This window comes from Bradyrhizobium iriomotense (assembly GCF_030160715.1).
GTDB lineage: Bacteria > Pseudomonadota > Alphaproteobacteria > Rhizobiales > Xanthobacteraceae > Bradyrhizobium > Bradyrhizobium iriomotense.
The window spans coordinates 16,238-27,527 of record NZ_BSOW01000053.1; the positions used below are offsets into that span (position 1 = coordinate 16,238).

Annotated in this window: 11 protein-coding genes and 1 pseudogene; 8 read left to right on the top strand and 4 right to left on the bottom strand. The window is 59.1% G+C overall.

Features of this window, described 5'->3' with window-relative positions; translation table 11 throughout:
* Genes QQL28_RS42100 through QQL28_RS42110 form a run of 3 tightly spaced genes read right to left on the bottom strand, consistent with a single transcriptional unit; the run spans position 1 to position 2,102 of the window.
* The gene (locus QQL28_RS42100; RefSeq protein WP_284275263.1) at positions 1–1,398 is read right to left on the bottom strand and encodes an aldehyde dehydrogenase family protein; all 1,398 of its coding nucleotides are present in this window, start codon (positions 1,396–1,398) and stop codon (positions 1–3) included.
* A gap of 49 nt (positions 1,399–1,447) precedes the next feature.
* Positions 1,448–1,747 carry a BMC domain-containing protein gene (locus QQL28_RS42105; RefSeq protein ID WP_130577583.1) on the bottom strand — a complete coding sequence of 100 codons (300 nt, stop codon included), beginning with the start codon at positions 1,745–1,747 and terminating at the stop codon, positions 1,448–1,450.
* A 55-nt stretch (positions 1,748–1,802) separates the two neighbouring features.
* Positions 1,803–2,102 (bottom strand): EutN/CcmL family microcompartment protein, encoded by a 300-nt coding sequence (locus QQL28_RS42110; RefSeq protein WP_284275269.1) that lies wholly within the window; start codon positions 2,100–2,102, stop codon positions 1,803–1,805.
* Positions 2,103–2,206: 104 nt separating this feature from the next.
* Between QQL28_RS42110 and QQL28_RS42115 the strand changes: the two genes are divergently transcribed.
* From QQL28_RS42115 to QQL28_RS42145, 7 genes are read left to right on the top strand one after another with little or no spacing between them, the layout of a single operon-like run.
* Entirely contained in the window at positions 2,207–3,334 is a 1,128-nt protein-coding gene (locus tag QQL28_RS42115; RefSeq protein WP_284275271.1) for a DUF7064 domain-containing protein, read from the top strand.
* Complete coding sequence (locus tag QQL28_RS42120) at positions 3,331–4,266, top strand: HAD family hydrolase (RefSeq protein ID WP_284275273.1); 936 nt, start codon at positions 3,331–3,333, stop codon at positions 4,264–4,266. Before QQL28_RS42115 ends, QQL28_RS42120 begins: the two co-directional genes overlap by 4 nt.
* 41 nt (positions 4,267–4,307) lie before the next feature.
* Positions 4,308–4,724, top strand: a complete 417-nt coding sequence (locus tag QQL28_RS42125; protein WP_284275275.1) for a PEP-utilizing enzyme — start codon at positions 4,308–4,310, stop codon at positions 4,722–4,724.
* 36 nt (positions 4,725–4,760) lie between these two features.
* On the top strand, positions 4,761–6,170 hold the full coding sequence (locus tag QQL28_RS42130; protein WP_284275276.1) for a hypothetical protein: 1,410 nt from the start codon (positions 4,761–4,763) through the stop codon (positions 6,168–6,170).
* 60 nt (positions 6,171–6,230) lie between these two features.
* Positions 6,231–6,803: a hypothetical protein gene (locus QQL28_RS42135; protein WP_284275278.1), complete on the top strand. Its 573-nt coding sequence runs from the start codon at positions 6,231–6,233 to the stop codon at positions 6,801–6,803.
* Positions 6,804–9,302 carry a pyruvate, phosphate dikinase gene (locus QQL28_RS42140; RefSeq protein WP_284275280.1) on the top strand — a complete coding sequence of 833 codons (2,499 nt, stop codon included), beginning with the start codon at positions 6,804–6,806 and terminating at the stop codon, positions 9,300–9,302.
* A gap of 3 nt (positions 9,303–9,305) precedes the next feature.
* Positions 9,306–9,590 (top strand): BMC domain-containing protein, encoded by a 285-nt coding sequence (locus QQL28_RS42145; protein WP_348522562.1) that lies wholly within the window; start codon positions 9,306–9,308, stop codon positions 9,588–9,590.
* Between the two features lie 748 nt (positions 9,591–10,338).
* Here the strand turns inward: QQL28_RS42145 and QQL28_RS42150 are convergent.
* Positions 10,339–11,095, bottom strand: a pseudogene (locus QQL28_RS42150) (COG3904 family protein).
* Here QQL28_RS42150 and QQL28_RS42155 point away from each other — a divergent pair.
* Positions 10,989–11,288 carry a hypothetical protein gene (locus QQL28_RS42155; RefSeq protein ID WP_284275331.1) on the top strand — a complete coding sequence of 100 codons (300 nt, stop codon included), beginning with the start codon at positions 10,989–10,991 and terminating at the stop codon, positions 11,286–11,288. The pseudogene QQL28_RS42150 and the gene QQL28_RS42155 sit on opposite strands and share 107 nt — an antisense overlap.
* The last annotated feature ends 2 nt before the right edge of the window (positions 11,289–11,290 follow it).

The following is an 11,290-nucleotide window of genomic DNA, read 5'->3' on the forward strand; positions in this document are numbered from 1 at the left end:
TTAGAGTCCCATGTTCGCCTGATACAGCGAGCGCCACGGGCGCACTTCGTGCGCGATACGCTTGATGTTGATGAGGTGAAGCGGGGTGACGTTGTCCGAGACGATCGAGCCACTCCAGGTCCCTGTGCCGAGCATGAAGGAGGGGTCGGTCGCACAACTATAGCCCATCCCCCCGAACAGCGTCGGCGTATTGATGACGATGCGGCCGGCACGAAGCGCGGACATTGTGGCGATGACTTCGTCATCCTCGCAATGAAGACCAAGCGTGTGACCTTCTCCGCCGAATGCCAATATTTGACGGCATCGCTCGAAGCCTGCGGGCAGGTCCGCGGTCCGGTAGAACGACAGAACGGGGCCGAGAATTTCGCGGGAGAGGGGTGCTTGCGGCCCCACTTCGGTCAAATGGGCGCCCAGTACCTTGCAGTCGCTGGGGGCGCTGACGCCGATCCGTCGGGCCAGTTCTCGCGCGGAAAGCCCTACCGCCTCTGGTCGGAGCTCGCCCTTCTCGTTGAAGATGATATCTGAAAGCCGCTTCTGGTCCGGGTCACTCAGGAAGAGCGTCCCTTGGGAAGCGAATGCGGCGATTCCGGCCTCGGCGATCGGCTCGTCGAGCACGATCGATTGCTCGGCGACGCATGCCGTGCCGTTGTCGAAAGATTTCGACGTGATCGCCATCAATGCGGCTTCTTTCACGTCCTTGACCGATCGATGGATGTAGACGGGCACGTTGCCGGCGCCGACGGCGAGCGTCGGTTTTCCGCTGGAATAGGCGGCGCGAACCATGCCGGGTCCGCCCGTCGCCAAAACCACCGAAACGTCGGGGTGACGCATGAGCTCGCCGGTCGACTGGATCGTCGGCAGCTCCAGGCAGGAAATAAGGCCCTTCGGCGCTCCGGCTTTGACCGCGGCCTCCGCCATGATTTCCGCCGCGCGAACGCAACAACGCACCGCTCGAGGGTGAGGGGCGCATACGATCGCATTGCCTGACTTCACGGCGGCCAGGCATTTGAACAGTACGGTCGAGGTCGGGTTGGTAACGGGGATGATCGCGGCGATCACTCCCATCGGAGAGCCGACGGCGGTCATGCGGTTGACTTCGTCTACCCACAACACCCCGACGGTCCGCATCGGGAGCACGGACGCGGCCACGAACTTCGTATTGTAGAGATTCTTGAGGATCTTGTCCTCGTACACGCCGAAGCCAGTTTCATCGACCGCCATTCGGGCAAGCTCCTTGGCAGCTGCGGTGCCCGCATCCGCCATCGCCCGAACGATGCTGTCGACCTTTTCCTGGTCCGCGCCAGCGAACGCCTGGAAGGCCGTTCGCGCAAGACGCGCTTGATTGCGCGCTTCCGCCAAACCCGCCAGGTCGGAATCAAGATCCAATGCAACGCCCATAACCTCACTCATTCCTTCCAATTTTTGGGATCAGATGGGAGGAATGCGATCAACCTTTCCCGAGGATTCCCTCGACGTCCTCGTGTGGCCGCGGAATGACGTGCACAGAGACGACTTCGCCGACTTTTCCGGCCGCCGCAGCGCCCGCATCCGTGGCGGCTTTTACGGCGCCGACGTCGCCTCGCACCATGACCGTTACGAGGCCGCCGCCGATCTGCTCGCGTCCGATCAGCCGCACGTTTGCGGCCTTCACCATGGCGTCGGCAGCTTCGATGGCTCCAACAAGTCCCTTCGTCTCAATCAGGCCGAGTGCGCCTCTCGGCTGGCCCGTCGTCGGCGTGTTGTTCATTTGTATTGCTCCTTGCTTGGGTTGAGATTGATCTTTTGACAGGCGCCGTTGCCGGTCAGGCTTTCGAGTAGGCATTTTCGCTACCGATCTGAACGTTATCGACCACGGCAATGATGGCGGCGTCGGTTGGCACATCGGCAGCGTCTGGAATCCGGGCCGCGCTTCCTCTGGTCACGAGAACGATCTCGCCTTCGCCGGCGCCCACGAGATCGACCGCGACATAGGTTGCGGTGTCGTCAGGGCTGGTCATCTCCTGGGTGACTGCGATGGGCGTTACGACAAGCAGTTTGAAAGAGTTCAGGCCGGGCGACTTGATCGTCGAAACCACGGTCCCGACCACACGCCCGATCTCCATGGTGAACTCCCTAGACAACGATTGGCGGCACTCGATCGGCGCCGTTTTCCGAACTCTAGGAGCGTGCAGGACGCGGCGTCATTCTCTCGAGGAGATAAAAAACCATGAGGCGATTTATCTTGCGCATCCATAGCGAGGCCATCCTAAATGCGGATGATGGCAGTGCTCGCAGAGGGCGCCGCCAAGAGCGCCAGCTAGGGAGAAACAGAATGATCCAAGACGAAGACGTCCATTTTCATAAGGCGGACGCGGGGGTCCCGAACTGGGCGGAGACGAACTTTTTCGGGTTCTTCAATGCCGAAGCCAAGCTGAATGTGGGCGTCTATGCCCTGTTTCGTCCCAACCTGGGCATCGTCAGCTCCACAATCTGTATGAATTCCAAGTTCGCCAACACCCCTTGGGAGGCGGACTTCTGCGATCTTCGGGCCTCGATGCCGATCCCTGAGCCGCGCGATCTGAGCGCATTCACCCTCGAGAATACCCTGAGCATCAAGTGTCTCCGTCCGAACATGGACTGGGACATTGGATACGACGACGGCGAGGGGACGCTGATCGACATCGAGTATCGCTCGATCATGCTGCCCTTTGACATCCATGATCCTGCCATGGATCCCATGAAGGCGAAAGCCCTCAAGGAAGCCGAACAGGGCGGCAAGTTCGCCTGGGGTACAGCCTACAACGGCCACTTTGACCAGACGGGCCATTTCAAGGGGAAGGTCGCGATCCGCGGCAAGGCGTTTCCAATCGACTGTATCTCGACAATGGACCACAGTTGGGGGCCGCGTCCCGAACGCGGTGCGCCCAATATGAGCTGGCTGCACGCGCACTTCTCCAAGGACCTCGCCTTTCACACCATCTTCAGCTTTGACCCCAAGGCCAACGGCCGGGAATTGTCGCTCGCCCACGGCTACGTGGTCGAGAAGGGTAAGATCTTCGGATTGAAGGCAGCCCACGGTACGACGAAGAGGTCGCGTGATCGATACGCCGACGAGGTCGATCTCGTCCTCACCGACAGCAGCGATCGGGAGTGGAAGCTTCAAGGCAAGGGACTAACAAGTTTTCCCTGGCAGTGCTGGCCGAACATGGTGTCGTTCAATGCGCTCGCACGTTGGACTTGCGAGCACCTCACTGGCTATGGAGAGATCCAGGATTTCTTCGAGATGCCACAGCTCACGGCGTTGAACGCGAACCAGACAACCCGGGTCCTCGCCGGAACGGCAGGATCGCGATGAAGACTGTGCGGGCCATCCTCTTTGATCTTGATGGAACACTGGTGCAAACCAGAGATGCCTCATGGCGCGTCTTTGCGAAGACCAACGCGGCCTTGGGGCTTGGCATCAATAGCCAGGCGGAGTTTTTTCGTCTGCTCGAAGATAACATGTTCCACGGACTTCAGAAGCATTGCGGCGACACCCGCAAAGCCGACGAAGCCGCCAAGCATTTTCTTGATCTGCTGCAGCGCGAATACAATCCAGAGTTTGTGCCGGGTATGGCCGACGTTGTACGAGCTTTCGCCGGAAGCTGCTCGCTGGCGGTCATCTCCTCAAATTCGGTAGCGACGATCAGACGTATACTCGATCGCGAAGGTCTCACGCATTGTTTCTCTCATGTCTTTGGCGGCGACGTCGAAAAGGACAAGCGTGCGTGCGTACAGCGCTTTCTCGCGGACAAATCATATCTTGTCAGCAGAAACTGCTCGCCAGCCTATCGCGAAGGTCATGAGCCGGAGGCTCCGCGCGCGGACCAGATTGCGCTGATTACCGACACGGTGGGAGACGTCAAACACTCGGTGGAGTGCGGCGTCCGGGCGGTTGGTGTCGCTTGGGGAATGCATACCGAGCAACAATTGCTCGCAGCCGGCGCCGAATTCGTGGCCGTTTGGCCTCAAGAGCTCGTGGCGCGCCTGCTACCGGACGGGTTTGCCCCGAGTTGCTCAATCAGTCCTTTGGGGACGGCCGGTCGCCTCTCACACTGTGCTTGTGGTTGCCAGGATGGCGATCTGGCCGAGGCCGCTTGCGTGCGCCGGCGCCGACGAATGGCTGCAACCGCATCATTCGAACAAGGAGCGACCGCGCCCAGCGCAGGGAAGGTAGCCAGCGCCGACCAGATTCTTTTGGCCAGCCTTCGTCGTCTGAGGAGTAGCGATCGGCCATCATTACGTTGACCAATCTTCCAACCACAGCAAACACACAGGGAGGAGTTTAGATGAGTTATGTCGCGGAAGGATACAACAGCTTCGAAACCAAGAAGAGTCCATCCGGAATCGTCAGGTATCTTCCAGATCCGAAGTCTGTGATCTCCTTGATCCAGAGCGGTAAGCTGAAGGAACATATCCTCCTCGTCCAGGGCGGAACGACGACCTTCCTTGCGCCGGCCCTGAGCATGGGCTCCATCGGCGTGATCACCATGTCCGGCGCGCCGGAATCCCATCTCGGAATCCTTTCCCGCGAATTCCAGATGCCTTGTGTCATGACCGCCTACCTCACCGGCAGCGAAGCCAGATACGTCACGGGTGGGAATAACGACGCTCATTTCGCGGCGATCATCAAGGCCCTCGATGGCAAGAAGGTGAAGTTGCACTGCGAAGACAGGGAGACGGGCCGAGTTTCTCTGCTGGGCTGACCTAATCAAGCAAAATCGAAATCGAGGAGGAAACAGATGTCTACTTATAAGGACCGCTACAAGTCTGCCGACGACGGACTGCGGTTTCAGGATTTGGTTTATCAGGGCAACTTCAAGGGCATGGATCCGGTGCCTGACGGCATCCTGGGCGACAAGGTTTTGCGCCAGCGCGCCAAGAGCAAGGTGCTGGAAAAGGTGAGCAAGGAAGACGTGCTCAGGGATCAGTTCACGGTCGACGAGCTGAACGATCTCAACAACTACCTCGCCTGGAACATCTGGGACGTGCTCGTGATGCGCGCCACCGAAGGCGTGTCGGGCATGATACCTCGCCAGGAATACGAAATTCTCGCCTTCATGCACGAATTCTACCGTTGGCCGGAAATCCTGGAAATGACGACCAACGAGGTCGGTGCACAGCGCATCATCGACATCGGCGCGTCGGCCAGACGCGAGATCGGCACGAAGGTAAACTGCGTTCACGATTGGTGCATCGGAGCCGTCGGCTTCGGGATGGGGCGTTGCGGCCTGCTCGCACTCGAGGCAATACAGCCGCAAGACTACGTGCGAGAGAGCAATATCATCCTGAAGTTCATGCAGCGCATTCTCTGGGGCAAGCGACAGGACGGCTACATCCTGAATTCCCAGGACCGCTATCGCTGCAGGATCCACGAGAAGGATATCCTCGACAAGCTGCTCGGCCAAATCGAGTACTTCGAGCCCGGCAGCGAGAAGCACGATTCGCTGGTCCGCTTCAACGCGGCGGCGGAATTGCTCTCCTTCCTCGATCACTACGACTGCCGGCTGGGTTTGGGCGATACGGGTCCGTATGAACTTCCGGACGGCAAGATCCTGATCATCCGCGATCTCTTCACCAACGAGGAGGTCTACGACTGGAGCGACGTCTGCGATCACGAAAACGTGCCGCACTGCTATACGATCTGTCTCGTCATCGATCCCGACAAGATGGGACTTTCGGAGATCCGCGTGAACGACATCTCGACGACGTTTACGCGTCCGAAGAACTACATCGAGCATATCGTCGGAGGCGCGGTCTTCGTGCGCGAGAAGTGGGACACCCCGATGGGTGAGGTCTATCCGGTCAAGATTTCGGAGCTGGACAAGCGTCTTGAAGGGATCCAGCAGGCGACCTTCAAGCTGTATACGAAGTTCTCGCGCATGTCGCGGCGCACGCTTATCACCAATGGCATGTACGTGTACTATATCGACATGATCCTGCCGCATCTTCGGCTGGCCGGCACCTACGAAAAGGCCTGCAAGGACTATGAGTTCTGGGAGATCGATCAGCGCGTGTCGAACTACTACTACGACATCGTCAAGCGTGGTTTCGCGCAGGCGACGGTGCCGCAAAAGATCTTCTCGGGCGAGGGATACCTTCCTTTCCCGGACAATGTGAGCCTCACCAGGTCGAAATACTACTGGAAATAGCGCTCAAATGCATTGCCGAGCGCGGCGCCGCGCTCGGCTTTGGCGTCGATTGGATGGACGATGACGGGTTTGAGCGAACAGGAATTTCTCGTGCTTAACGGCGTCCATCTGAAGAAGATGGCGACAGCCAAGGAGCTGGCGAGTGCTGTGGGCCTCGAAGTCCCCGTGGTCGAAGCAGTGCTGAATGCCGCGGCTGGCAATGACCTCTTGATGGTCGCCGAAGGAAAACACCTACTCTTGCAAGATGGAACTAACGCGGTTCAGGAATACTATCGGACCGTGTATGGCCCAATGCGTTCCAACGATCGCGTCCTTGAATGGTACGATCGCTTCGAGACCATCAACGAGCAATTTATCAAGCAGGTCAGTGAGTGGCAATCGACCGACGGCGACGAGCGAGTGCAGTCGCGCATGATCAAGACAGTCGAGCGCCTGACCAAGAACCTGCAGGAGTTAACGCCGCTGCTTCCTCGCTACGAGATCTACGTCGCCCGGTTTAACGCCAGCGTGACGCGGGTCGACCAGGGGGACAAGGATTTCGTGTGCAAGCCGACGATCGATTCCGTGCACAATATCTGGTTCGAATTCCATGAGGACATTCTCTCGGTCATCGGTCGGCCGCGGGATACGTAAATGCAGGTGGGGGCGACGGTTGACGTGATGGACGAGAGCTTCGTGCGGAACGTGACGGATAGCGATGTCGAGGACGCTTTGCGGTTCGGCAGTAAGGCGAGTGGGCTCGCGAAGATGGCGCGCGCCGGCATACCTATTCCGCCCGCGTTCGTCATCGGAGTTGAAGGATTTCGTCAATTTCGAGCCAATCGTGGAAGGATTGGAGAGCGCCTTCTTTCGCAGATCAATGACGCGATCCGCGGTCTGGAAGGAAGGTCTGAGAAATCGTTCGCCGACAAGGACCGTCCTTTGCTCGTTTCGGTGCGCTCCGGCGCGCCCGTCAGCATGCCGGGAATGATGGACACGGTTCTCAATCTCGGATTGACCTCGGCATCGGCGCTGTCGCTCGCACGCGGTCCAGGGGGAGGCGATTTCGCGCTCGATACCTGGTTGCGCTTCTGGCGCATGTTCGGTGACATCGTGCTTGGAATCGATCCATCCGAACTGATGCAGTCGGTGCAGAAAGCGAAAGCCGCCGCGCGCTCAAATCTCACAGCTTCAGCTTTCGAAAATCTGGAGCGAGCGATCCTCGATCACGTCGAAGCGGCCGGCGACGCTGCGAGCGCTGATCCGCTCTGGCAGCTTGAACGAGCCGTGGAGGCCGTCTTCCGGTCTTGGGATAGCGCGCGCGCAAAGGCGTACAGGAAGCATCACGGGATCTCCGACGATCTCGGAACGGCCGTCACAATCCAGGCGATGGTGTTCGGCAATGCAGATGACAGGTCCGGATCGGGGGTGGCGTTCACTCGGAATCCGAATGACGGAAGTAAGGCGCTCTACGGTGAATATTTGATCGGCCGACAGGGAGAGGATCTCGTTTCCGGAACTCATACGCCCCTGGATTTGTCCGATGCAGAAGCGCTGGACCCTGAGCTACGGCAAGCATTCGAAACACACAGCCAGATGCTCGAGCGGTTGTACTCGGACGCCGTAGATATCGAATTCACCGTCGAGTCCGGAAAGCTGTACTTCCTGCAGGTGAGGGCCGCCAAGCGGACAGCCGCCGCCGCGATCAAGATTGCCGAGGATTTGGTTGCGGAAGGGGTCGTGGACAAGCCGACCGCGCTGGGCCGGATTACGTCTGAACAAGTCAGAAAGGTGTCTCGACCATCCTTCGACGACGCGGAACTTGCGCGGGCCGTCGTACTGGCGCAGGGGCTTGGATCATCACCAGGTCACGCTTGCGGAGCTGCGGTTCTTGATGCAGATCGAGCGGCCGATCGGTCGTTGGGCGGGGAGGCCGTTATTCTCATTCGTCCGACGACCAGCCCACAAGATATCAGGGGGATGCTCTCCGCCAACGGGGTCATCACCGCGCGGGGAGGAGCGCTCAGTCATGCCGCCGTCGTTTCCCGGGCCCTCGATAGGCCCTGCATCGTAGGCTGCGAGGCGATCGACATCGATCTGAACCGCCGAACCTTCACAATCGACGGCAAGATCTATCGTGAGGGCGATCTGGTATCGATGGACGGCGCCAGTGGAAAGGTGTTCGCGGGCGTGATCAAGCTCAGAGCGGCGGGCGTTGGCCTGCCATCGCTGAAACGTATTCTCGATTGGGCAGATGAAAGGTCGCAAGCATCCGTCTGGATATCGCCCAGGTCCGGTGAGGAACTCGTCGAAGCAGCCGGATCGGATGGCTCGTGCGGCAGCGTCGTCAGCATTACGGATCTCATCATCGCGAACGGAAGCGTCAGCAGGTTCGTCGAACTGACCGCCGCCGCTGGACTGCCGAATCCGCAGCGGGGCGTCACGGACGAGATTCGCTCCATCGTATCCGAGGCGTGCGCGGCCGGGCTTTCGGGAGTTCCAGAGGGTGCCGCGGTCCAGTTTCGGTTGCCCCGGGTGAGCTCGGATCGGGCTCGACGACTGATAGAGAATTGGCAGGAGTTGCCGCCAGGTTTCTTCTTGCCGCTCGGGTCCATGGCTTACTTGCGGGCTATATTACTGGGAATATCGACGGCAGCAGAGACAGCGCGGCATCGGAGAGTTGCTGCTCTCATCGGAGGCATATCGAGTTCCTCGGAATTTTCTGCATTTCAGCGAGAATCCGAGCAGATCGGTTTGACCGCCGGAGCAATGATCCAGAACGTGATGGCGTTCGACGAGCTCCTCCAGGGGCCCACGGCGAGTGCACCGCTTTGGGTCGATGTCGGTGAGATCGTTCGTACGGCGTACGGTTTTCCGATCGAAGTACAACAATCACTCGACGTCTTGGATCAATACGTCGGCGAAGAACTCATCTTCGCGAATCCATTCCGGCGACTCCCACCATACGCGACCACGCTGCTCGCGGGAGCAGCCGCTGCCGCAGAGAAGGGCGTCCCAATAGGAATCGAAGGCAGCGCGGTTCCATCGGAGCTTCTCGTCGAGCTTCATCGCATCGGATTCCATCGCTTTTCTGTCTCGGTTGGGCGGCGCGATGAGCTGCGCTTTTTGCTCGGACGTTTGTCTAAGGAGTAGGCCATGGCAATGCAGGCACTTGGTTTTATTGAAACGAAGGGATTGGTGGCGGCGATCCAGGCCGCCGATGCCATGGTGAAAGCCGCAAACGTCAAGCTTGTTACCCGTCAGCAGCCCGGAGGCGGCCTAATTTCAATCATTGTGCAAGGCGATGTTGGTGCGGTGAAAGCTGCAGTCGATGCGGGGGCGGCCGCGGCAAATGAGATTGGGAAAGTCGTCTCAGCTCATGTCATCCCGCGCCCCTTCGACGGAATGGACGGTATCTTGGAAAGGCCGTCGGTTCGTTAAGGACGAACCTTCGCCAGGTGCTTTTGCGGCAACCCGCGGATACCTCGAAGCCCAATTCGGCCTGAGGGCGCCGCAAAGAGGCTACAGCAATTTGGTTGAAGCGATCGAATAAACAATGCCATAGGCGCCGAACACAATAACAAGATCAATGATTTGGAGGACGCTCACTGCGTTTGGCAATCAGGAACAGTCCCCTGCAGACGGCCACGGCCGGCGAGTGTCGGTATCGGTGGTTACGCCTCCCTGATTTGAACTTGGGGTCGCTCTCTCACGAGGTTGCCGCTATTTTGACCTCCTTTGACGGCACCCTCTTAAGTTAGTTCAAACTTGCCTATGATGGATTGGAGCGAGAGTTTAGGTGTTTCAATTGGTTAGAGAGCGGTGTGTGCACGACGTGTGCACCGAGAGGTCAAAGATAATTTAGCAATAGCCAACGTCAGCTGGCTGAACTGAACGCGCTGTGGCCGCAAGGGGGGTATGGTGTTTGGATAGACTAGCGATCTCGATCGGCGCAAAGGTTTGCAAGCCGAACTCTGCAAGGCGGCAATTCGCGGCCGCGCGACGCGCAATTGTGGCGCGATGCTGATGTGGATCCTTTTTGCGCCGGATAGGCGAGCAGAGGGTTCAAGACGAACCGTTAGGCAGACAACTCTCAACACCCTAACCATTATGCTGAAATGAGCAGACGCGGCCTTCGCAAAGAAGGGACTGGCGCTCGACCGAAACTCACGCTCGGGTTTGGACCGCGCTACTCTTGCCCACGAGAGGATGAGGTCGCGGAGCTTGCGAAGCGATTGAGTGCCGGTTGGGGACTGCCCAGCTGAGCATCTATCCCACCTGTGGAGAGATTGGTCAGTCGCAATTCCTCCCCCGACAATTCATGTAGATCTTCCCAAGGCGGGACGTTCAGCGACAGTGCCAACAGATCACCCGTGCCGCCCATGTCAAAGGTGTATTTGGCCAGGCGGCCGACGTCGCGCTCCACGATCATGACATCATCTGCGCTGTAGCTCGCGGCCCTCGCATTTTCGGCCCGGTCGCCCATCCAAATCTGATGCACGCGGACATGGGCCTCCTGCGGCACGTGTCGTGACTTGCCCGATAGCAACAGAAACACGCGCATGGATTCGCAGTAGGCCTCAGGTGACACGTGGGGGCGCTCGCCACGTGTGGCGGCGGGCACGCTGGCCCCGACGGTCGTCAACATCCCGAGCTCTCGGAACCGCCGTCCGAGCGCGATCGCGTGGTTGACCGATCCACCGCTGGAATTCAGCACGACCGTTTCGCCCTTGAGCTGACGATCGCGCGCGAAATCATCGAAGTCGCCCCGGGGTCTGGGCGGTGACGATGCCCACTACGCTGACCCAGCCTCGGCAGTTCGGCTGACAGGCGACCCAGATGAATTTCATCGGCAGCTTGCGGTCTTCGACGCCGGCTTGCGCCGAACCGCCCAGCATGGCCAACACCCCGATCAATATGACGTATACGGCGGGGCCGAGCGACATCCAGGATCGATGGTTGGTTCGATTAGCGCGCATCACGTCACCTCGGCGCTTCGCGACGGATCTGCCGTCTTTCGACGGGAGCGTGCACCGACGACAGGCTCGTGTGCAGCGCTTCGAGAATATGGGCCGCGAAGATACCGGTGCTCAGCATTGCCAGAAACGCTACCAACATCTTGATAGAGCCTTTATCTGATC